The organism is Falsihalocynthiibacter arcticus, from assembly GCF_000812665.2.
GTDB classification, from domain to species: domain Bacteria; phylum Pseudomonadota; class Alphaproteobacteria; order Rhodobacterales; family Rhodobacteraceae; genus Falsihalocynthiibacter; species Falsihalocynthiibacter arcticus.
Map to the genome: position 1 here is coordinate 1,909,088 of NZ_CP014327.1, position 23,032 is coordinate 1,932,119.

The 23,032-nt window shown below is 50.1% G+C and carries 17 protein-coding genes and 4 pseudogenes; 6 read left to right on the forward strand and 15 right to left on the reverse strand.

The annotated features are described in order from the left end of the window. Positions 1–4 precede the first annotated feature (4 nt). The 7 genes from RC74_RS09475 to trpS form a co-directional block, all read right to left on the reverse strand. A complete protein-coding gene (locus RC74_RS09475; protein ID WP_039001398.1) occupies positions 5–994 on the reverse strand; it encodes a BMP family lipoprotein in 990 nt (329 codons plus the stop codon). 187 nt (positions 995–1,181) lie between these two features. After that, complete coding sequence (locus RC74_RS09480) at positions 1,182–1,610, reverse strand: GNAT family N-acetyltransferase (RefSeq protein ID WP_039001397.1); 429 nt, start codon at positions 1,608–1,610, stop codon at positions 1,182–1,184. Next, on the reverse strand, positions 1,603–2,235 hold the full coding sequence (gene tsaB, locus RC74_RS09485) for a tRNA (adenosine(37)-N6)-threonylcarbamoyltransferase complex dimerization subunit type 1 TsaB (RefSeq protein ID WP_039001396.1): 633 nt from the start codon (positions 2,233–2,235) through the stop codon (positions 1,603–1,605). Before tsaB ends, RC74_RS09480 begins: the two co-directional genes overlap by 8 nt. Continuing rightward, positions 2,225–2,788 carry a NifU family protein gene (locus tag RC74_RS09490; protein WP_039001395.1) on the reverse strand — a complete coding sequence of 188 codons (564 nt, stop codon included), beginning with the start codon at positions 2,786–2,788 and terminating at the stop codon, positions 2,225–2,227. The genes tsaB and RC74_RS09490 overlap by 11 nt, the downstream gene beginning before the upstream one ends. Positions 2,789–2,887: 99 nt before the next feature. Next, positions 2,888–3,343, reverse strand: a complete 456-nt coding sequence (locus RC74_RS09495) for a universal stress protein (protein ID WP_039001394.1) — start codon at positions 3,341–3,343, stop codon at positions 2,888–2,890. A 220-nt stretch (positions 3,344–3,563) separates the two neighbouring features. Next, on the reverse strand, positions 3,564–4,073 hold the full coding sequence (locus RC74_RS09500) for a VOC family protein (RefSeq protein WP_039001393.1): 510 nt from the start codon (positions 4,071–4,073) through the stop codon (positions 3,564–3,566). 165 nt (positions 4,074–4,238) lie between these two features. Then, entirely contained in the window at positions 4,239–5,282 is a 1,044-nt protein-coding gene (gene trpS, locus RC74_RS09505) for a tryptophan--tRNA ligase (RefSeq protein WP_052274733.1), read from the reverse strand. Positions 5,283–5,372: 90 nt separating this feature from the next. Between trpS and RC74_RS09510 the strand changes: the two genes are divergently transcribed. Beyond that, positions 5,373–6,080: a rhomboid family intramembrane serine protease gene (locus RC74_RS09510; RefSeq protein WP_039001392.1), complete on the forward strand. Its 708-nt coding sequence runs from the start codon at positions 5,373–5,375 to the stop codon at positions 6,078–6,080. A gap of 1 nt (position 6,081) precedes the next feature. On the opposite strand, the pseudogene murJ reads toward RC74_RS09510, so the two are convergent. The 3 genes and pseudogenes from murJ to RC74_RS09525 all read right to left on the reverse strand — a co-directional run bounded on the left by murJ (position 6,082) and on the right by RC74_RS09525 (position 11,572). Next, positions 6,082–7,619, reverse strand: a pseudogene (gene murJ, locus RC74_RS09515) (murein biosynthesis integral membrane protein MurJ). After that, positions 7,616–10,407: pseudogene (locus tag RC74_RS09520) on the reverse strand ([protein-PII] uridylyltransferase). Before RC74_RS09520 ends, murJ begins: the two co-directional pseudogenes overlap by 4 nt. After that, positions 10,397–11,572 carry a penicillin-binding protein activator gene (locus tag RC74_RS09525; protein ID WP_039001389.1) on the reverse strand — a complete coding sequence of 392 codons (1,176 nt, stop codon included), beginning with the start codon at positions 11,570–11,572 and terminating at the stop codon, positions 10,397–10,399. The pseudogene RC74_RS09520 and the gene RC74_RS09525 overlap by 11 nt, the downstream one beginning before the upstream one ends. 107 nt (positions 11,573–11,679) lie before the next feature. Here RC74_RS09525 and rsmI point away from each other — a divergent pair, with 107 nt between their 5' ends. The 3 genes from rsmI to gshB are packed head-to-tail and all read left to right on the forward strand — an operon-like array spanning position 11,680 to position 13,899. After that, on the forward strand, positions 11,680–12,546 hold the full coding sequence (gene rsmI, locus RC74_RS09530) for a 16S rRNA (cytidine(1402)-2'-O)-methyltransferase (RefSeq protein ID WP_039001388.1): 867 nt from the start codon (positions 11,680–11,682) through the stop codon (positions 12,544–12,546). Further along, positions 12,543–12,899 carry a YraN family protein gene (locus RC74_RS09535; protein WP_039001387.1) on the forward strand — a complete coding sequence of 119 codons (357 nt, stop codon included), beginning with the start codon at positions 12,543–12,545 and terminating at the stop codon, positions 12,897–12,899. Before rsmI ends, RC74_RS09535 begins: the two co-directional genes overlap by 4 nt. A 58-nt stretch (positions 12,900–12,957) precedes the next feature. After that, on the forward strand, positions 12,958–13,899 hold the full coding sequence (gene gshB / locus RC74_RS09540) for a glutathione synthase (RefSeq protein WP_039001386.1): 942 nt from the start codon (positions 12,958–12,960) through the stop codon (positions 13,897–13,899). Here gshB and RC74_RS09545 read toward each other — a convergent pair. Continuing rightward, a pseudogene (locus RC74_RS09545) lies at positions 13,896–14,783 on the reverse strand (YifB family Mg chelatase-like AAA ATPase); the annotation flags it as partial. The gene gshB and the pseudogene RC74_RS09545 overlap by 4 nt on opposite strands. Positions 14,784–14,828: 45 nt before the next feature. Between RC74_RS09545 and RC74_RS09550 the strand changes: the two are divergent. Then, complete coding sequence (locus tag RC74_RS09550) at positions 14,829–16,589, forward strand: recombinase family protein (RefSeq protein ID WP_052274732.1); 1,761 nt, start codon at positions 14,829–14,831, stop codon at positions 16,587–16,589. Between the two features lie 36 nt (positions 16,590–16,625). On the opposite strand, the gene RC74_RS09555 is transcribed toward RC74_RS09550, so the two are convergent. Together RC74_RS09555 and RC74_RS09560 are read right to left on the reverse strand one after the other, a co-directional pair. Further along, positions 16,626–17,222: a tyrosine-type recombinase/integrase gene (locus tag RC74_RS09555; RefSeq protein ID WP_039001385.1), complete on the reverse strand. Its 597-nt coding sequence runs from the start codon at positions 17,220–17,222 to the stop codon at positions 16,626–16,628. 430 nt (positions 17,223–17,652) lie between these two features. Next, the gene (locus tag RC74_RS09560) at positions 17,653–18,189 is read right to left on the reverse strand and encodes a hypothetical protein (RefSeq protein ID WP_039001384.1); all 537 of its coding nucleotides are present in this window, start codon (positions 18,187–18,189) and stop codon (positions 17,653–17,655) included. A 145-nt stretch (positions 18,190–18,334) separates the two neighbouring features. Between RC74_RS09560 and RC74_RS09570 the strand changes: the two are divergent. Beyond that, a pseudogene (locus tag RC74_RS09570) lies at positions 18,335–19,499 on the forward strand (IS3 family transposase). Positions 19,500–19,831: 332 nt separating this feature from the next. Here RC74_RS09570 and RC74_RS09575 read toward each other — a convergent pair. Beyond that, positions 19,832–20,296 carry a hypothetical protein gene (locus tag RC74_RS09575; RefSeq protein ID WP_052274730.1) on the reverse strand — a complete coding sequence of 155 codons (465 nt, stop codon included), beginning with the start codon at positions 20,294–20,296 and terminating at the stop codon, positions 19,832–19,834. A 1,761-nt stretch (positions 20,297–22,057) separates the two neighbouring features. Then, complete coding sequence (locus RC74_RS09590; protein ID WP_039001380.1) at positions 22,058–23,026, reverse strand: hypothetical protein; 969 nt, start codon at positions 23,024–23,026, stop codon at positions 22,058–22,060. Between the last annotated feature and the right edge of the window lie 6 nt (positions 23,027–23,032).

The following is a 23,032-nucleotide window of genomic DNA, read 5'->3' on the forward strand; positions in this document are numbered from 1 at the left end:
TAGCTTAGTACGCTGGGCAAGTTTCGTCGGACATGTAGTCATGTACCGTGATGTCGCCAGCAATGATGCCAGCTTTTGCCGCTTCAACTTGCGCGATCATGTCTTCGGTGATGAGTGCCGCATTGTGCTCGTCCATCGCATAGCTCACGCCATCGTTCGCAAGGCCCATTGCGTTGAAACCTGGCTCAACGGCTTCGCCAGCAAGGAAGCTTTCGTATACAGCGTTATCGACGCGCTTCATCATGGAGGTCAAAACCGACCCTGGCTGAAGGTAGTTTTGGTTGCTGTCGACACCAACCGAAAGGATACCTTCGTCAGCTGCCGTTTGAAGCACACCAAGACCGGTGCCGCCAGCTGCTGCGAAAACAACGTCGGAGCCTTGGCTGATTTGGCCGCGTGTAAGCTCGCCACCTTTTACGGGATCATTCCAAGCAGAAGGCGTTGTGCCTGTCATGTTGACGATGACTTTCGCGTCAGGGTTCGTCGCTTTGACGCCCTGTGCATAGCCACATGCAAATTTGGAGATCAATGGAATATCCATGCCGCCAACGAAGGAAACCGTGCCAGTTTCGGACGCCAAGGCCGCCAGAACACCCACAAGGTAGGAGCCTGTGTGCTCGTCAAAAACAATGCTGCGCACGTTTGGCTGGTCTACAACCATGTCGATCAAAACGAATTTTGTATCTGGGAAGTCAGGCGCCACTGTTTCTAGAGCGGAAGCAAACGAGAAGCCCGCCATGACAACAGGGTTGTTGCCGTTTTCGGCGAAGCGACGAAGAACCTGTTCACGCTGTGCATCAGCAGAAAGTTCGAACTCGTCGTAAGAGCCGCCTGTTTCTTTTACCCAACGCTCAGCACCGTTAAAGGCCGCTTCGTTGAAGGATTTGTCAAATTTTCCGCCAAGATCAAAAATCATAGCAGGGTCAGCCAAAACAGCGCCAGCCGATAGGGCCAAAGTCGCGGTTGCGCCGAGAATGGATTTCATGAGGGTCATTATACTCTCCCAGTTGTGTTTTTTTAGGGTGTCATACCATGGATGACGTTACCCTTTGTTAAGAGCAGATCACAAGAAGATCATCGGGTATTTAGGGGAGAGAGGCGACCGTTGGTCAACAATAATTTTACCATTTGGTAATAAAACTTGGAATACCCGTGAAAATATTGGGTTATGTGCCGTGTTTTCAGGCCCCTATGGTTTTTCGAAAAACCTGAGCGTCTAAAATAGTACCGCTTTGCGAACGGTAGTATCCGCGTCGAAGCCCAGATTCGCGGTAACCCACTCCCCGATATAGGGAAAGTGCCGCTAGGTTATCTTCGGCGACCTCAAGAAATGATTCTGTGGATTCGCGTGCGATGGCCTCGTTTTCAAAGAGGTCCATTAAGGTGCGGCCTGCGCCCATTCGACGTGCATTGGGGGCGACGGCAATCGTAAGCAATTCGGCCTCTCCCGCGATAGCGCGCCCTAGAGCAAAGCCCGATGGGACCGTCACGAGGAATACCAATTTCTGACAAAGTAGCGAGGCGAACTCGTCCGCCGACCATGGACGCGGCGACGTGAAGGAGCGCGCGTGCAGCGCCGCGAGGGCCTGTGGTGTTTTGAGGCTAGTCAAGGAGCACCGGCGGCGCGTCCTTTGCGGGGGCGGCATCGGCAGAGCGTACATAAAACGGGGTTGGTCGTTGACCTTCGGATTGGAATTCAAAACGACGTGCCGCGATTTTAGCAATGGCAACCGCGAGCGGGATATTTGAGGGTGTAAATTCGGTGGTATCAACGGGGCCAACCGACGGTCCCTCCAAGACACGCGCCTGAGCCTCAACGAGGGGGATCTGCTCGATAACGTCCACATCAGCACCGAGACTTTGGATGTAATATGTATCCCGTGGGGCAGGGATCAAGGAGTAGATTGGGCGCTCTAGACCATCGGCCTGTGCTTCGAGCGCCGTGACGCCCACCGCCGGAATTCCAAGGGTCATCGCCAACCCACGGGCAAGGGCGACGGAAATCCGAATACCAGTAAAATTTCCGGGGCCGGTCCCCACACCAATCGCGGCAAGGTCAGCCCACTTGTGTCCCGCTTGCGCGAGGACGTCTTCAAGGATGGGCACGAGGTTTTCGGCTTGTCCTTTTTGCATCGGAACATAGGCTTGCGCCAAAACTTGGTCGCCAAACAGCAACGCGGCCGCACAATGGGCGGCCGACGTATCAAATCCTAAAACCAGTCGGTCAGGCTGCAACAGGCCGCACCTCAAGAACTTCGGGGATATAGTGCCGCAGCAGGTTTTCGATACCCATTTTCAACGTCAGCGTCGAACTTGGACAGCCCGCACAGGCCCCTTGCATATGAAGATAAACGATGCCACGATCAAAGCCGTGGAACGTAATATCGCCACCATCTTGGGCAACCGCAGGGCGCACGCGCGTGTCGAGGAGCTCCTTGATTTGCTCAACGATCTCGCTATCTTCGCCTTCGTGAGCCGCATGACCAGACGCAGGTTTCACGTCTCCACTTAGCGCGGATTGGCCGGATTGGTAGTGTTCCATGATCGCGCCGAGAATTGAGGGTTTGACATGATCCCACTCCGTCGCGTCGTCTTTGGTGACGGTCACAAAATCAGAGCCGAAAAATACGCCCGTCACACCACCAACAGCAAAGATGCGTTGGGCGAGGGGGGACGTGCCCGCTGTTTCAGCGCTCGGGAAATCCGCCGTTCCAACTTCAAGCACGGTCTGACCGGGCAAAAACTTCAAGGTCGCGGGATTTGGTGTGGACTCGGTTTGAATAAACATAGGGGCCTCCGTTTGATCCTAGATATGCGCCTGCACGTCCTAAGTGTCAAGGTTTAGAACTGTTCTAAATACTCTTTTCCGACAGAAACACTTCGGTAATTACGTGATGGCTTCAAGTTGCTCTTTGGTTAGGTCTCCTGGAACAATAGTCACGGGAATGGGCAAACTGCCCGCCGATTTTGACAGCGCCGAGACCAAGGGGCCGGGGCCACTTTTACCAGTACTTGCTCCAAGGACTAGGACACCGATCTGTGGGTCGTCGCGGATTTGCGCCAAGATTTCGTGCATTGGTTCGCCCTCGCGAATGATCAACGCTGGATCAATGCCTTGGCGGTCGCGCATCCATTTTGCGAAAACGTCAAAATGAACCTGAATCCGCTCGCGGGCTTCGGCGCGCATGATGTCGGCCACGCCAATCCAATGGTTAAACTCGTCTGGCGGGATCACAGATAGGATTTCCACACCGGCGCCTGTATTGGCCGCCCGCATAGCTGCAAATCGCATGGCGTTTAAACATTCGCGGCTGTCATCCAGTACCACCAAAAATTTGCGCATAAAATTCTCCCTTAATGGCGCGATGATGGCCGATTTTGGGGGCCTGCTGCAAGCACAATGAAAGGTGCCACTGCGTCGCAGTCTCATTTGCGAAAGGAAAGCCGCCTCTGGTCGGGGAACCAGAGGCGGGAGGGCTGTGTGGGATTGGTTGGGACTTGGGGCAAAGCTTGCCAACCCACAGGTTTAAGGTAGGCCGATTCTGAATCTTTTTTGTGACAGGTCAGCGGGGGAATTCGGCCAGCAATGCGTTAAGGTCGAACGGTGTATTGTTCATTGTCAGCGTACCGTTCTTATCTCGTGGCCACTCGTTTTCGGCGCGGTCCCAGTAAAGTTCGACCCCATTTCCATCGGGATCGTCAAGATAGATCGCTTGGCTCACACCATGATCGGCGGCACCAGTGAGGGGCCAATCGGCTGCGATCAAACGGTGCAGCGCATCGGCAAGTTCTGCGCGGGAGGGATAGAGGAATGCCGTATGATACAGACCCGTATGCCCTTTGGGGAGCGGAGTCGCACCGAGGCTTTCCCATGTATTGAGGCCGATATGATGATGGTAGGAGCCCGCCGCGAGAAACGCTGCTTGCGGGCCGTAACGTTGCACAATGCCAAACCCCAAAATGCCGCTGTAAAAGGCAATGGCGCGGTCAAGGTCCGAAACTTTTAGATGAACGTGGCCTATCCGAGTCTGGGGATGGACAGGCTTATTTTCGATGTGTTTGTTCGATGTCATGGCTTGCTCCTGTTTTCACATGTCAATTTAGGGATGTGCGCAGGAAAACGAAATGCTGATTGGCGCGCAGGGTTAGTTCATCTTTGCACATAGCGCGGGATGTGAAAACAAAAACGGGGCACCCGAAGGCACCCCGTAATCTGTGGTAATTGTTTAAGGTGTGGTTTAGCGCACCATGCCAATGATATCGTAGGTTTTCTCAAGGATTGGTCCCGCAACAGTACGAGCGTTTTGGGCCCCTTGACGCAGGATTTTGTCGATCTCGGCGGTGTCTTGCATCAAACGCGCCATTTCGGCGGCAATCGGAGACAATTTGGAAACCGCAAGTTCGGCCAACATCGGTTTAAACACTGAGAACTCTTTGCCACCAACATCCGCAAGTACCGCATCCACAGTCATGTCGGCAAGACCCGCATAAATGTTGACGAGGTTGCGCGCTTCTGGACGTTCATTCAGACCAGAGGCTTCACTTGGCAGCGCATCAGGATCCGTCTTGGCCTTGCGAATTTTCTGAGAGATCATGTCGGAATCGTCCGTCATGTTTATCCGGCTGGCGGCAGAGGGATCAGACTTCGACATCTTTTTGGACCCATCGCGCAAACTCATAACGCGTGTTGCCGCCCCCTCAGTAACGGGTTCGGGAATCGGGAAAAAGTCGACACCGTAGTCGTGATTGAACTTCGTCGCGATGTCGCGGGTCAATTCAATATGTTGTTTTTGGTCTTCGCCCACGGGAACATGCGTGGCGTGGTACACCAATATATCGGCGGCCATCAAATTCGGATAGGCGAACAGACCCACAGAAGCGGCCTCGCGGTTTTTGCCAGCCTTGTCCTTGAACTGGGTCATACGGCTCAGCCAACCCATGCGTGCTACACAGTTGAAAACCCACGCAAGTTGAGTGTGCTCGGGGACTTGGCTTTGATTGAACAGCGACGATTTAGCAGGATCAAGACCCGCCGCAAGATAGCCCGCGGCCAACTCGCGCGTCGCGCGCCGCAGGTCATCCGGTTTTTGCGGCGTCGTGATCGCGTGCAAATCGACCATGCAATAAAACGTCTCAATGCCGCTTGCTTGCATATCCACAAAGCGTTTGATCGCCCCGAGATAGTTGCCTAGGGTCAATCCGCCTGTTGGCTGAATGCCCGAAAATACGCGCGGTACAAACTGAGTGCCGGGCTGCGAGGGTGTTTGGACCACCTCGGTCATAATGAATACTCCATCTGGATTTTTAATGTCCTTTCGCTTACCGATAGGACAAAGGCACGTCAATGTAAGCCTGTTTCATGAGGTCAGTAAATGAGCACACCCCAAAACGACAATGATTTCGATCACAATGCATCGCCGTTCAATGCCCTGCCCATCGCGGTTGTGGGGCTTGTGATGGTGATTGTCGCGGTCGAAATCATCCTGAGCTTGGCAAGTAGCGGTTTGATTGGCGGACCGGAGGCCATTGCATGGCGTCGCGACGCGATTTTGGATTATAGCGTCCTTGGCCAAATCATCACCCCCTACCTTGAAACGGGGCGCTATGAGCCAGAAGTCCTTGGCCGTTTTGTAACCTATTCTTTCGTGCACCAAAACTTCACGTCCATGGCCTTCGTCGCGGTATTTATCTTGGCGTTGGGGAAAATGACCGCCGAAGCCTTTGGTAACTTCGCGTTTCTGCTCATTTACTTTGCCTCGACCATCGTTGGTGCGGTCCTCTATTGGATGATTTTTCGCGAAGAAGCCGTTTTGATCGGTGGCTATGTCGGGGCATTTGGCCTCATCGGAGCCTTTACCTTCGTGCGTTGGGTGAGCTTATCGCTCAATGGCAGCAAGCAATACCAAGCCTTCTATCTAATCGGCATGTTTATGGGACTACGGTTAGTTTTTGGCGTGCTTTTTGGCGGATCCAACGATTGGGTTGCCGAGCTTATTGGCTTCTTTGTGGGGTTTTTCTTGTCATTCGTTTTGGTGCCCGGAGGGGCGAAGGCGATTTTGGTGAAGTTGCGCCGCAGCTAAGCTAGCGGCGCAATGATGCTTTGAAATCGCCAAGGCGGAAGGCCCCAATCAGGTGCCCGAAGCCGAAATAGCTGACTATTCCGGCTGTGATGAGCAAGAGTAGCGCCAAGACTTCAAATCCACCCGTGCCAAAAAGCTGCCCGAGCATAAGGTTTGCGGCCCAAAGACATACGCCCATAAACAGCGAGGCGATGACAATGCGGATTAAGCGGCGCCAAAACCGGCGGTCAAAACGCACGGTCTCGCCATAGCGACGCGCACCAAGCGCTAGCATAAGCACCATGGTCCACCCCGCGACAGTGGTCGCAAGGGCGGCGGCCCAAAACTGAATGAACGGCGCAAGACCGATGGCAATGGCGGCATTTAACACCATCGCGAACAGCGCAAAATAGAACGGTGTTTTCGTGTTTTCCCGCGCGAAATAAACGGGTTGCAGCAGCTTTTGCAGCACAAACGCAGGCAGGCCAAGGCCGTAAATCGCAACGGCGACGGCGGTCGCTGCGGTATCGTCCGTGCCGAATGCACCGCGTTCAAACAATACCCTCACAAGGGGGATTGGGATCACAACTAGCGCCACGGCGGAAGGAATGGTGAGGGCGAGGGAAATCTCGCCCGCGCGGCTCAACGCATCGCGGCTGCCCGCAAAGTCTTCGGCGCGTAACCTGCGCGAAAGCTCCGGTAGAAGCACAATTCCAACGGCAATTCCGACAACGCCAAGGGGCAATTGATACAGGCGATCCGCATAGGACAGCCATGCAACGGCGCCTTCAAAATGGCTCGCGACTTGGCGTCCCACCAGCAAGTTGATCTGTACGACGCCCCCGCGAGGGCGGCGGGGGCGGCGATAATCATCAGACGCTTAAGGTCAGGCGTCATGCGTGGACGGCGGGGGATCAAGCGATATCCCGCGCGCGAAGCGGCCACCCAAACGATGGTCATTTGTGCGATACCTGCAATGGGCACCGTGATGGAAATGGTCGTCCCCATGTCCCATCCCGCCCTATGTGCCGTCAGCATGGAGGTGACCAAAAGAATGTTGAGCAACACGGGGGCGGCGGCGGCGGCGGCGAACCGTCCGGACGAATTTAGAACGCCGGACAGCAGCGCCGCGAGGGAGATAAACAGGATATAGGGGAAAACGATCCGACCATAGAACACAGCCAAGTCAAACCGTGCATCATTGGCAAATCCGCTGGCCATCGCAAGCACCAGCCAAGGCATGAAAAACTGGGCGATGATGGTGAAAACAATGAGGATTCCCGCAAGCCCAGACATCGCGTCCCGCGCGAATGTATGTGCGCCTTCGCCGCCCTCAAGCTTCTTGGAGAACATCGGTACAAAGGCCATGTTGAAAGCCCCTTCGGCAAAGAACCGACGAAACATATTGGGCAGCGAGAAAGCGACCAGAAACGCCTCTGCGACGGGCCCCGTTCCCAGATAGCTCGCAATAAGTATATCGCGTACAAAGCCTAAAATACGACTCATGAGGGTCCAAAAACCGACCGTCATAAAGCCCGACATCATCCCTCTGGATCTCATTCTTTGTTTGCTCTCTCGGCGCCACTCAAAATCGCGGCGCGAATTTTATCTTCAAGGGCTTTTTGCTTGGCGACCGTGTGATATTTAATGCCAAACATATCTTTTACATAGAAGGTGTCGACCACCTGCTCCCCAAAGGTCGCGATGATCGCCGAGGCAATATACACGTTTGCATTCACCAACGTGCGCGACAAATCATAGAGCAAACCCGGACGGTCGCGGGTGTCGACTTCGATAATTGTGTAAATTTCACTGCCTTCGTTGTCGAAGGTGATATTGGTCGCCACGCGGAAGGCTTTTTCCCGCTTCTTCAGCTTGTCTCGCCCTGCGAGCGCATCGCGGGCAACCACTTCGCCCTTGAGGGTTTTCTGGATCATATTGCGTAGCCGCGTCATATGATTACTCGCGTAGGGGTGCCCCTCGGCGTCCTGAATCCAGAAAATCGCGGTCACATAACCGTCCTTGGTGGTGTAACTGCGCGCATCGACAACATTCGCCCCAACAAGGGCCAAAGCTCCCACGAGACGGGAAAAAATTCCGGGATGATCGACCATACAGAAGCACGCTCGCGTGGCATCGCGAGTTACATCTAGGCTTAGGTCGATACCAACTTCGCTGTCGTTGTGGTTCTTGAGAAGATTGGCGAATACGATGTGATCCGCAGACTGCACCCCTTGCCAATAGGGTTGGTAATGGCGCGATGTTTCCTTGCGAATATCCTTTTTATCCCAATCCGAAAGCGCGATGCGGAGCGCTTTTTTGGCGACCTCTTCTCGCGTGGATCGATTCACCTCTTCGAGTCCGTTCTCAAGCGCCATGGAGGTTTGCGCATAGAGATCGCGAATGAGCACGGCTTTCCAATTGTTCCATGTATTCGGCCCAACACCGCGAATATCACAAACCGTCAACACCGTAAGAAGATCTAGCCGTTTCTTGCTTTGGACCGATTTGGCAAACCCACGCACAGTACGGGGATCGGAAATGTCGCGTTTTTGAGCGATATCTGACATCACCAGATGGTTGCGCACGAGCCATTCAACGGTCTTGCAATCGGCAGGTTTGAGACCAAGCCGTTCGGCCACTTTACGTGCGATTTTGGCCCCCAAAATCGAGTGGTCCTCGTCGCGACCTTTACCGATGTCATGCATGAGGAGGGCAACATAAAGAACTTTACGATCCACGCCCCCTTTCAGAATTCCGCTTGCCACGGGCAATTCTTCGATCAACTCTCCACGCTCAATTTTTGCAAGTGTTTTGATACATTGGATCGTGTGTTCGTCGACCGTGTAGTGATGATACATATTGAATTGCATCATCGCGACAATGACTTGAAACTCGGGATAAAGGCCCCTAAAACGCCAATTTCATTCATCCGTCGCAGGGCGCGTTCCGGATTGCCATGTTTGAGCATAAGGTCGAGGAAAATTCGGCGGGCTTCTTTGTCGTTGCGCACCTCGTCATCAATTAAACCAAGGTTTGCATCAATCAACCGCATCGCTTGCGGGTGGAGCAGCATCCCTGTGCGTAGGGCTTCTTCAAATATCCGCAGGATATTAAGCTTGTTTTCAGCGAGTTCCATGTCGCCGGAAAATGTAAGCCGGTTTTGCTCAATTTCGAAGCCATCGCGGACTTTGCGTTTGCGGCGGAAAAAACCTACGAGTCGGGGTTCTTTTTTAACCTGCGACGCTTCGAGCGACGTGAGGAAAATACGTGTCAATTCACCTACGCGGTTTGCGTGCCGGAAATAGTCTTGCATGAAAATTTCAACGGCCCGACGTCCGGCTTTGTCGACATACCCCATGCGGGCGGCAACCTCGACTTGCATGTCAAAACTCAGCGTGTCCATCGCGCGCCGCGAGATCAAGTGAAGGTGGCAACGAATAGCCCAAAGGAAAGATTCGGCACGTTCAAAGCTGTCATATTCATCTTGGTTGAACATGCCCAGTTCAACGAGCTCGGCGGTGGAATCCACACCATGTAGGTATTTCGCCACCCAAAACAGCGTTTGAAGGTCGCGAAGACCCCCTTTGCCTTCTTTGACATTCGGCTCAACAACATAGCGCTGTCCGCCTTGTTTTTTGTGACGCCGGTCGCGTTCCTCAAGTTTTGCCTCCGTGAATTCCGGAGCAGTTCCTTTGAAGAGGTTCTTTTTTAAACTTTCGTCGAACTCCCCAAGCAAGGGTTCATAGCCTGCAATGAAGCGATGCTCCAAAAGAGCGGTGCGAATGGTGAAATCCTCGCGGCCCAGACGGATACAATCTTTGATCGTTCGACTGGCGTGGCCGACCTTGAAATGCAAATCCCAAAGAATATAGAGCATGCTTTCAATCACGCTCTCGGCCCAAGGTGTTATCTTGTAGGGTGTCAAAAACAACAGATCGACGTCCGAGTGCGGCGCCATTTCTGCGCGTCCATACCCACCCACCGCCAGTAGGGCGAGGCGTTCGCCCTCGGTGGGGTTCGGGTTTGGATGAAGCAATTGCGTAGCGACCCCATGGGTCAAAATCACAATGCAATCGGTTAGGTAACTATAGGCGCTGGTGACGGGCTTCGCGTCAAATGGGCGAGCCAAAAACGCGGCTTCAATTGCTGCCGTCCCTTTGGCGCGAGCCTCCAAAAGAAACGCAACCGTGAGGGTGCGTTTCTCAGAGTTATCGCTGATCTCTTCAAGTTGTTTAAAAAGCGCCCTGCGTGATTCCTCAAGATTGAAGATGTCAGCAGGGTCACAGATCAGTTTTTTGGCAGGATATGTGATTGAGGCGTTTTTGTCGGCGGTACTAGAAACCAGAGCCGGAGAAGCTTCTTGGAGCGGGGTCAATGACGATTACCTGATTTTCTTGGACCTGCGCAATTGCGAGGCCACGTTGATTTGTTCCATCGGGGAGAAGGCGGAAGACACCGTTCACACCCACAAAACCGGAGGATTGTGTGAGGGCAGCGGAGGAGAGTGCATTGGAGTTTCCGCTCTTAACCAGCGCCCCAATAGCCGCGATTCCATCATAGGCAAGGCCCGAGATCGGATGGGGAGGCTCGCCAAAGGCGGCTGAATATCGTGCGATATAACGGTTTGAAAGACCTGGATCGGGCAAGGCAAACCATGCTCCCTGAACTCCAGGGAGGGACAACGTCGCGGTTGGAATATCCCACCGCGTGAGGCCGATAAACTGGGTTGTTTCCGTGTTTATGCCATTTTCAGGAAGAAGTTGCGTCAGAAGCGGGAGTGCCCCTTCCGTCCCTGACGCGAACAAAATTGCGTCGGTCCCCGAATTGCGCGCTTGTGCGGCAATGTTAGGAATCGCATTGATCACGCCTTGCTGGCTCATCTCAAAGGAAGGCACGCCGGTGATTGTTGCGCCATTGCGGTTCGCGGCTTGCACCAAGGCGTCGCGGCCCGCTTCTTCTGAAACATTGTCGGCGCCGTGAACGATCATGACGTTCCGGCGGCCCTGATTTACACTATATGAAACGATGCGTTCGGCGGTATTTTGGAAGGTGTTGCCCAAAACAAAAACGTTTCCGCCTGCAATGGAAGGTTTATTTGAAAACGCGAGGATGTTTATGTTTTTGTTGGACAAAGCCAAGCCAACAGCATTGGCAGACTCACCGTATAGAGGCCCCAGAATGATCTGAGCGCCGTCATTCACGGCGGCCACGGCCACGGAGGCAGCCTTCTCGGCATTGCCCGATGTTCTATAAACTCTCAGATCAATTTGAACCCCTTCAAGGTCCGAAATAGCGAGGCGCGCGGCATTTTCAAGCGAGCGTGCAATGATGTTGTCGCCCGCGCTTGATGATTCTCCGGGAATCAGCAGAGCAACGCGCACAGGCTTCGACGTATTGATCGTCGGACCCGAACTCATCGACGATGGCTGACACGCGGCCACAAAAAGCACAATAAATATGGGGAAAATAAGACTAAAACCCTTGCGGGCATTCTTTAAAAAAGCAAACATAAGTTGGTCTCGCTCCAAATTGCAAAAGTGTGCAAAGCAGTTTCCACGTTTGGAACGAACTTAAGCGCTTGCGCCTCATTAGTAAACGTCATGGAAGGCGCCAAATCATGAATTTTGAAACAAAGAAGCTCGCTGCTGGGCTGTATTTTGTCGCGACTCCGATTGGAACTGCGCGTGATATCACGTTGCGGGCGTTGGATGTCTTGGCGAACGCGGATGTGATCGCCGCAGAAGATACCCGTACCGCGCGCAAGTTGATGGACATTCACGGGGTGCCCTTGGGCGAACGGCAGCTTGTTGCCTACCACGATCATAACGGTGCCCAAGCGCGTCCACGCCTGTTGCGGTATCTGGAGGAGGGGAAATCTGTGGCTTATGCCTCAGAAGCCGGAACCCCCCTTGTTGCGGACCCTGGATATGGTCTGTCGGTGGCAGCGATTGAGGCGGGATACACGGTAACCTCAGCGCCAGGCCCTAGTGCCGTCGTGGCTGCCCTCACAATTGCGGGCCTTCCCACCGATCAATTTCACTTCGCAGGCTTTTCCCCGAATACGCAAAAAGCGCGCCAAACCTATATGCAGTCTTTGGCGAAAATTGACGCCACGCTGGTTTTTTATGAATCCCCCAAACGGATTGCCGCAGCGCTGGCAGATCTTGCCCAAGTCCTCGGGGGCGCGCGAAGAGCCGCGGTTTGTCGCGAAATCACCAAGAAATTCGAAGAGGTGTCCCGTGGAACACTCGACGAACTTGCCGCCAGCTTCTCCGAGCGAAGCGTAAAGGGCGAGATTGTTGTCGTGGTCGATCGTGGTGCACAGGAAGAAATTTCCACGACGTCGATTGAAGACGCCTTGAAACAAGCCCTCGAGTCTCATTCGGTTAAAGATTCTGCAACTATTGTGTCCGAAGCTTTGAATATCCCACGCCGGGATGTGTATCAAACCGCGCTTGCCATGAACAAAGGTCGCTCTGAATGAACGGACAAATGAATTACCACGCGGGCTTTGCCGCCGAAGAGGCTGTCGCGCGGTCATATGTCCGCCGAGGGATGCAGATTGATAAAACAAGATGGCGAGGGGCCGCGGGCGAAATTGATCTTGTTGCTCGAAATGGTGACGGCGTCGTCTTTATAGAAGTGAAGAAAAGTAAAAGTTTCTCCGCTGCGGCGGAACGTGTCTCACGGCGGCAAATGCAGCGAATTTACCAAACTGCATCCGAATTTCTCGCAGGCGAACCTAACGGGCAAAACACGGATGTGCGATTTGACGTTGCCTTGGTGAATGGCGTTGGGGAAATCCGCATCTTGGAAAACGCATTCGGCCAGATGTAATCTCCCATTGAAAATACACCCTTGCTAGGCCATCTATTGGCCAACAAGGAGATTTCACATGGCACTTAAAATCGCGTTTCAAATGGACCCAATCGAGCATTTCGATATTTCTGGGGACAGTTCTTTTCGGCTTGCAGAAGAAGCGCAAGCGCGCGGGCATAAGTTGTTTTACTACACGCCGGACAAACTCGCCTACCAAGAGGGTAAAATCACAGCGCGGGGTTGGCCTCTCAAGGTTCAGCGTGTCGTTGGCGACCATTATTCTTTGGGTGAAGAAACAGAAGTTGATCTTGCTGATTTCGATGTGGTCTGGTTGCGTCAGGACCCTCCGTTTGACATGGGCTACATCACAACAACGCATCTTTTGGATCGCCTCAAAGCGACCACCCTTGTGGTAAATGACCCGTTTTGGGTGCGGAATTATCCCGAAAAACTATTAGTTTTGGATTTCCCCGATTTGACTCCGCCAACCACAATCGCGCGCGACTTGGCCACGATACGCGCCTTTAAAGAGCGCCACAAAGACGTGATTCTTAAGCCGCTTTATGGAAATGGCGGGGCGGGCGTATTCCGGTTGGATGCAAATGATCGAAACTTGGCTTCCCTGCATGAGTTGTTTTCGGGCATTAATCGCGAGCCGCTGATCGTTCAAAAGTTTCTACCCGATGTTTCAAATGGCGATAAACGCGTGATTTTGGTTGATGGGGTTCCTGTTGGAGCCATCAACCGCGTTCCTGCGGCGGGAGAAACACGGTCGAATATGCATGTTGGCGGGCGGCCCGAGAAAATTGGCCTGACCGCGCGGGATTTGGAAATTTGTGATGCCATCGGACCGTTGTTGCGTGAAAAAGGCCAGATTTTCGTAGGAATCGATATTATCGGCGACTATCTCACCGAAATTAACGTGACCTCCCCAACGGGCATCCTCGAGTTGGAGAAATTCGATGGTGGAAATATTGCGGCGCAAGTTTGGGAAGCTATTGAAGCTAAGTGCCGTTAAGTGTTTCGGCGTGTAGGGAAACGATAACTGACAGCTTCGGAAACATGTTGTTTTAGAACGTTTTCCTGCTCACCCAAATCCGCAATTGTGCGCGCCACTCGAAGCACGCGGTGGTAACCGCGTGCCGATAGCCCAAATTTATCAGCAACTTTTGCGAGCAACTCTTTGCTTTCGTGGCCTAAGGCCGCGATGTCCTCAAGGACGTCTCCCTCGGCGTCGGCGTTCTGATGCATCCCATCTATTGTTTGAAAACGGGTCGCCTGAATTTCACGTGCGGCGGTTACACGCTTAGCTATCGTCGCGCTGCTTTCTCCATTATTCGGCAAATCAAAGTCTGAAAACGGAACCGGCGGTACCTCAATCTGCAAGTCGAATCGATCCATTAACGGGCCAGAAATTTTTCCGAGATAGTCTTGGCCACAAATAGGTGCGCGGCTACAGGCTCGAGAGGGGTCAGGAAGATAGCCACATTTACATGGGTTCGCTGCGGCAATCAGCATGAACCGACATGGGTAGCGTACGTGTGCATTCGCCCGTGCCACCATGACTTCGCCCGCTTCGAGAGGTTGGCGCAAAGAATCCAAAACATTTCGGTTATGCTCGGGGAATTCGTCCATAAACAGGACACTGTTGTGCGCGAGGGAAATTTCGCCTGGCAAAGCGGCGCGTCCCCCGCCAACAATTGCCGCCATCGACGCTGTATGATGCGGGTCGCGGAAGGGGCGGTCACGATGAAGGCCTCCTCCCGAAAGCAAGCCCGCGACGGAATGCACCATCGACGTTTCGAGGACTTCGCGCGGAGTGAGAGGCGGTAAAATTCCGGGTAAACGGGCCGCCAGCATCGATTTTCCCGATCCAGGCGTGCCAAGAAGCAATATGTTGTGTATTATTAAACTTATATCATTTGAAATAGTTTGGTAGGATCTGAAATGACCCAAAAAATTAAGGCCTACAGCTATTTACGCATCAGCACCGCTACTCAAAAAACGGGTGACGGGATCAGAAGGCAATTGGAGGCGAGCGAGCGATATGCGTCGGAGCATGGTTACGAATTAGTGGAAGCCATTCAAGATGTTGGAGTAAGCGGCTTCCAAGGAAAAAATTCAAAAGAAGGTGCATTCGCGGGCTTTTTGAGTGCAATCGACCAAGGTAAGGTTGAACATGGCAGTTTGCTAATAGTTGAATCTCTAGACAGATTATCCCGAGATGGGACAACAAAAGCATTCTCGCAGTTTGCTGGAATTCTCTCAAAGGGCATAAGTATTGTTACATTGATGGATAACCAAGTTTACACGGAGGAAAGTGTTAACAGCAATCCAGGGCAAATCTTTACCAGTTTGGGAATTATGATCCGGGCGAATGAAGAGTCTGAAACAAAATCAAAACGCGTAAAGGCTGCTTGGAGTAAAAAAAGAGCAAGTATTAATTCTAAAAAAATGACAACTAGGATTCCGGCGTGGTTGGAAATGGACGACGATCGCACGAAGTTTCTTCCAAAAGACAAAGCGGTAAGTAGTATTGAAAAGATTTACGATCTCTGCGTAAACGGCATGGGGATTTATTCAATCACTAGATACATGAATGAAAACCTACAGATTCACCCTCCTATCGCGAGGGCAACGCGTTGGAACAGCTCGTACATATCGAAGATACTGCACAACCGAGCGGTGTTGGGTCATTTTCAATCAAATACAGTATCGCGTGGAAAAAGGACGCCTGTTGGAGATTTGCTATTAGATTACTATCCAGCAATTGTTTCTGAAGAGCTTTTCTATTTGGCTCAGAGTGCATTGAAAGATAGGCGACTAGGCAGTGCTGGACGCAAAGGCAGTTCTTATTCAAATCTCTTTACAAATTTAGCCTACTGTTCGGCTTGTGGTGGGACAATGACTTTCCGGAATAAAGGTAAACCTCCAAAGGGGCGAAATTATTTGCGCTGTCAAAATGCCATTATCAATAACAAATGTAGTAAACCTGCATGGAACTACAGCGAATTTGAGGAGTCGTTTTACAGATTTGTTCAAGAAGTGAACTTTGAAGATGTCTTGGATAGTGGCCCCGCTAATCAAGCCGAAAACCTAGAAAACAAAAAATCATCAAAAATTGAAAAACGCGAACAATTGAGGCTGTCATATGATCGTCTCTTGGATCGTTTGGAAAAAGAATTCCTACCTGACGTTGTTATAAATAGTCTAGGTGAGAGAGCGCAGAAGTATTCAGACGAAATTATTGCTATCCAAAAAGACGTGGATCAGCTCAACAATGAGATTGCGAAGAAAATCGCACAGGACATAGGTCGAGATCAGGCGGACTTCTTAACCGAGTATAAAAATCTTACCAGCAACATGCCAGCTGGGGAAGTATCAGTACTGCGCTACCAACTCCACGATACTCTCAAGAAATCGATTGATCGAATTTCTATTTTTAACGGCTCGACATTGTTGCCGTGGGAGGTTGTATCCAATATTCCATCAAAGCTTAGAAGGCATCTGTTGAAAAAGGGAATAGAAACAGATTCTGATTTGGAAGACTTTTTCTCAACAGATTATGGGCAAAGAGTGTTCGACCATTCGGAGAGGTTTTTCATCGTTAGGTTTCGAAACGGTGTCGAAAGGACCGTTCGACCGTTTTTTGATCAGTCAATGCTAATGACATCGGAGAAAATGGCAAAGCTAAAAACCGTGAAGTAGTATAGGTGGTTTGGTTGGATACGAGACGTCAATCTGTTAGATTATATCGACTATACGTCGACGCGCGTTCTCAGAATAGTCGATATATCGTTCTGTCGTTTGCAGCGAAGAATGCCCTGCGAGATATTGAACATCCCGCAATGACCCACCCACAGTCGCAATTTTCTTCGCGGCACTCGTGACAAATGTTCTACGCCCACTGTGCGACGAACAGCCAATAAATCCAAGATCACGATACCATTGGCTGAACATATTCACGATGACCTGAGGGCTAGTTTGCTTAGCCCTTTCGGTTTTCACTACGCAGTCCTCGGGCGAGAATGAAAGCTCTTTTTGGCTTGTTTCCAGTAACTCTTTAATTTTATCAAATAGCTTTTTGTTCATTGGGATTTTGCGTCCTGAGTTGCCTTTTGTTGCTACATTTTGCAGCGTGATGAATTGCGACAATGATCCATCTGAATCTAAGATCATTGACCATTCCAGCTTGGCTATTTCTTTTGCCCTTAGACCAGCCTTTATGGACAAAAGGAAAATGACTTCGTTTCTTCGCGAGTTCCTACGGCCATCCAGATAGTTGAGCACTGCATCGATCTGGTTGTTGTTGAGCGTTTTGGCTTGTTTGGTAAGTGACATTAAGTCTCCATTATAAAATAGTCTATTCTAATATAATATAATGAGACTACGGCGTAACCCGCTAGGATTTAGATTTTGTCCTTTTTTTTCAATATGATATACATACTGATTATCTAATGATAATTCTATAATCAGACCAAATAGTCCGTGCTCTAATCCCGTCAAAATCAAAATGCCCTACTGTGTACGGACCGTTGATTTGGGTAAGGCATACCGTCTTCAAAAATTGACTTCGACGACTAATTTTTTTAAATAAATTATTGGTATGGTTCACGATGTGAGAATGAATACGGCCTATTTCGAGCATTCCCTGTCAATGCAAAAAATACCGACCAAAAATATTTCCGGTCTGAAGGGGGGAACTTCTAGGTATCCGAACCTCTATAAGTACTTGAGAATATTCCGATTCGGGTTTCGCCTGACTTGAACTTCACCAATCCGCTTCGGTCAATCGACTTAACGCGAAAATCACAATAAATACAACAAAAACAAATGCGACAAAACCTGCGTATAATTTAAACATTATTTTCTTCGCCCGCATCACATCTTGCTTATCTGTTACTCTCCGAGCGATGGCATCTGCTTCTTCTTGTCGAATTTTGGCAGCCTCTTCCTCTTTTCGAATCGCCTCAAGAGCCGTCTCTTTAATTCTTTCAACTTCCAACGCAGCCTGAATTCGTGCATCGTCCTTAGCTTTTAATTCCGTAAGCCGCTGTAAGAGCCTCAACTTGAAATAATTGGTCTTTGCTGTGTTCTGGTCTTGGTTGGCGTCCACTAGACATTTAGCCCACAGGCCTTTGAGAACGTTGCCACCCGTAATCTCGTTTTCAATCTCTTCATAGATTTTTTCCAAGTTGGAGTTGTAAGGCAACTGGTCTGCACTTTTCTCAAAGTTTGATACAGTGAAACTGTTTGGCTGCTGCTCAACGAAGTTTCGTTTCGACGCTTTGGACGGAGGAAATGCCATTCTTCATTCTCGCAATCAAATTCTGTGTTTTAACGAGTATCTGCATACAGATTTTTATTTCAAGAGGTAAGCTCAGTTCTGAAGTGGTCCGGCAAATTCGGACAGCGTGCTAAGATGTATCCAACACTGATGAATGGATACGAGAATGACGAAGCGACGGAACTTTTCAGACAAATTTAAGGCTGCTGTGGCGCTTGAGGCGCTGCGTGGCGACAAGACAGTCCAGGAGATTGCAGCCAAGCGCCAGCTTCTCCCGACGCAAGTGAGCACATGGAAACGGCAGGCGATTGAAGGCTTGGCCGGGGTGTTTTCGGATAAAATTAAGAAGGCTGAGAACAAGGACGGCGAGATCAAAGATCTGCACGCCAAGATCGGCCAGCTTGCGCTTCTCGGGGTGTAAACACCCCTGCCAGCCAACGGGTGGAGAACGATTTTTTGTCACAAGGGCTGAAGCGATGAGCCCGCCTGAACGTCGCGAGATGATCCGTAAGAAGAACACAAAGCTGAGCCTGACGCGCCAATGCAAGTTGCTGAAGATCAGCCGTTCGTCGATCTATTACACACCAGTTGGGGTGAATGCTAAGACACTTGCGCTGATGCATGAGATTGATCGGGTGTTCACCAAATATCCGTTCTTCGGAAGCCGCCAGATTGCCGCTTACCTTCCTCAGTCAGGGTTCTCTGCGGGTCGTCATCGTGTTCGTCGCCTGATGAGCATCATGGGATTGCAGGCCATTTATAAGGGGCCTAACACCAGCAAGAAACACCCTCAGCACCGCATTTATCCGTATCTGCTGAGAAAGCTGCCGATCACGCGGCCCAATCAGGTTTGGTGCAGCGACATCACCTACATACCTGTCAAAAACGGCTTTTTGTATTTGGTGGCGATTATGGACTGGGCGACCCGCAAGGTTTTGACTTGGCGGCTTTCCAATACGCTCGATGCCAGCTTCTGTGTGGAGGCGTTGGAGGAGGCAATCGCCCGATATGGCAAGCCGGAGACAATGAATACGGACCAGGGCAGCCAATACACAGGCGCGGGCTGGATCACGACTTTGACCAACGCTGACATCAAAATCTCAATGGATGGGCGGGGTCGCTACTTGGACAACATCTTTATCGAACGGTTGTGGCGGTCGCTGAAACAGGAGGCCGTTTACCTGCATGAAATCACCGACGGCTTCCAAGCAAAACGGATCATTGATAGATGGATCGACTTCTACAACACAGAGCGTCCACACACCGCGCTCGACAAACGTACGCCGGACGCGGCATACTTCGACCAAAGTGAAACACGAAAAGCGGCATGAAAACACACCAGATGCATCTTAGCCAAGCCGCAAACCTGTCCTAAAAAGCAGGACCACTTCATCCCAAAGGAATTGTAATGCAGATAGATCTAAGCCCTATGTTGTTAACGGAGGGCTTCCGCGAGTACGTCTTTTTGTTGATCAAGTTTAGGAAATTGCGAAGATATTTTCTTCCCTGTTTTTGGCCCAATTGCTTGCTTTTTAACTGAAGATAATTTGATGTGGCCTTTAACTTAAGTAATCCCATTAAACATGACTAAAATTTAAAGGCCACAAAAGCGACCTCATCAACGATTTGAAACTGCAAGAAATTCACGGACTAGAAGGAGTGTTTACTCGACGTCTAAGTGCGTGTTTTCGATATCCCAACCACCAATTGTTGGTGCTTTAGTGATGTAGTCTATCCAACCAGAACTGAATACGGGTTGGATGTCGATTTCGTGGTAGCCCCATTTTGTTTTCGTCCAACAGTTGACTATTTCAGCACGAAAAATGTGCTCGTCATCAAACGGGTTCTCAATGATTGTATGGTAATGGTAACGGCCGACGAAAGGTTTTTCTAGAATAGGGATTACCTTTACTCTTCGATTGAATCTCTGGAAGGCGTTTCCGTAAGCCCTTTTATTTAAACAATTTAAAAAGTGCCTCATGTTTTTATTGGCTCGGATGCCGTCAAGAGCCTCACTACCAAACTGTTGCTTCATAGATAGTGTCACAGCCATTTGGTTTTCTATTTTGGCATTGCGCAAGTATTCCCTGAGGCTTTCTTTTTCTTGTTGGTTATTCATTTTGGTCATTCAAAACCCTTCTATTGGTTTCAGTGAAATTGACAGGCGATTGAGTTTTGGAAGCACCAAAACTACTAGTAAAATTATTCATATTTACTCCATTAAAAAAATACATTCCCAAAGAAGAATCCATTCAAGAACTACTTCAATTAAAAATATAAAATTGTGTGATTGTGTTTTCATTTACGAAAACGAGAACGTGCGACAAAATATCAAACACGAAAAGAGGGATTAATTCATTAAATCCTCTCACGAACTGTACCACAAAATGCGCTAAGTATCAACTTTAATTGGCTTCTGCCCTCAGGTGTATTGCAAGCGCGGCGAGTAATTGGTTTTGATAAGCTAGGTATATGCTTCGTTGTCGTGGGTTTTTTTCCAACTTAATTTTACGGCATAGCTGGTCAATGTGTCTTTGTATTTTTCGAGTGGCGTCAGTTGACCTAGCTATCTTTTTTCGAGCTTCGGAAAGGGCGATAAACTCTCGAAATTTGATTGTCCGGTTTTTCTTTCTAGAACTTTCCATTTGGAACAAATTGTTTACGGGATCATTATATTTATTCGGCATGAAGATGATCTCTCCAAGCCTCACCGAGTGGATTAGGAGGAAAACCATAATCCTGTGTCTTTGAGGGATTTTGACCCTTCACGAATTCAAGGATCATGAAGTTCAATCTTGCCGTCATTGAGATATGTTGGCTCCGACATATCAAATAGAAATCGGACTTTAAGTGTTCTGGAATCCTGAAGTTCATCAGGGTATTGATTGCTCTTTGTTCTTCGAATGTTGTTTTCATTAATTGCTCCACTTCGTCTGTAGCCTTAGTTTAGGTGTATCCAGAAACCAGATACTCTGAAGATTAAAGGCCCTGTTTAGAACCTTTACTCTTTAATTTAATTTGAAAAACCCGCTCGGAAGGGAGTGCTTACTCAGCGATCCAAAGACGTATTTTTGATGCCCCAGATATTGGTTGTAAGGGCATTATTCTGTAGGCAATCAAGCCGCTACTATGGGTCGGGGGAGGCGTGATTTCGCAAATTCCCAACGTGGTCTACGTTTCTGCACGAGCCATTCTTTATTCAGAAGTTTTAAAGCTTGATAATGGTCTCATAAACGCTGTTTCAAAAACGGTTACCTCAAATTGCTGTATATATAGGTTATTTATACAAATTGTTTTTTAAACCGAGAGGCGATTTGCCACTTAACTAGAAGGCTTGATATTTGTGGATTTGAAGGGGAAGAGTTGCCCATTGCGAAAAACACATGATAAGTCACTAAGTTCAAGGATGGGTGGTCCTACATTTAAACCGTCTGGCCAAGTGATTTGCTTTTGCCACTTAGGGGCCTAAAGGTCGCAAAGTTCTTTGACTTGATAGTTCGCTAGAGAAATTTTCGTGCGGCCCAGACAATGACTGATAATCTGGGTAATATTCCTTGCACCATACGAGCATCCATTGCCGACAAATCCTGCCGATTGACTGCTTCCACGGAGAACGGGCGTTCAGCGGATTGGGTTTAAGTTCCACTGTGCTCGACTTTGCTGCCGTTCGCGTCGATCAGTCGAATTGGCGCTTCCGGCCCTTAGCTGCCGTTCGTGCTGAACGCGTCTAATGACCGCTCCCAGCCCAAAGCGGACATGCTGATAAATAAACGCAGTAAGTATGCTAGTAGGGGTTATGTTCCAATCTGTAGGAGCGCTGAGCTATAGGACCAGCTTGATGGAAGTTGCGACGAAGCGGATGAAATGTCACTTTGGGGAAGCGGTTTACTTAGTTTTGGCCCGAACTTGTTGTTGCTGCTACTGCGTCTCCAATAGCAATAATGGCTACTCGGACAGCGATGAGATACTGCTTCACGTCGTCGCAGTTTAACGTCAGCCGCTCACCTAAAGGAACTGTGTCGTTTGTTTGTTCCAAATAGGTGGAGTCAACTACACCACGATTGTGAACAAAAAGGTGTCGCCTCTGATTTAAAATCCTTAGATCTTCGCCTAATGCAGTCTGGACCGTAGACGATTCAAAAAGAGCTTTCATCGCGCCCTTGATGGTGCCGAGACTATCGAGACGTCGCCCCCGAAAGAGAACTGTGCCCATCGATTTTGATAGATCGTAACTGTGGTCGCCAATTGTTTGAATATTGACCACCTGCTTTCCGAAGACCTCTTTCAATTCTGGAGAAGCAAGGATGGTCGACGCGCGGCTTGGATCATCATTAAGCCATTCAATGATGAATGATCGAGCGAAGCTTTCGAAGATCGACCAAGTGGAAATCAACGTCTGAACAAGTAACTCTTCGGCAGCAATCCTTACATCCGGCGACATCAAGCGCCTGTCCAGCTCATAAAGCAGTTCATCGCGCACGGAGTCTTTTCCCTCGTCGCCGCTGAGGAACTCTTTCAACTTATGATCTGCAGATTTGTAGGCGAGCCTCTTTGCGTCCTCAGAAAGGCCACTGCCTGGCTTTTCAGGAATGAGCGCTAAAATACGTTCAGAATTGTGAAAGCTGTCAAATCGACGTTGCATCGTCGAGTCTTGAATGAGTTGGAACGGAAGCCCTGCCGCGCTGACTACGCTATGTAGACCCTCAATCGCAGACGCAATACATCTTGCGCTCGGGCACTCTCCCTCCGAATATGGCTTAAGCGGCTCCAGAAACGTTTCGGACGAGAATATCATAAAAGACTGTCCAACTTTGATCGCTAAGTCGCGGGGAGTGGGCGATTGTTGCTTGGTGGTCATACTAAA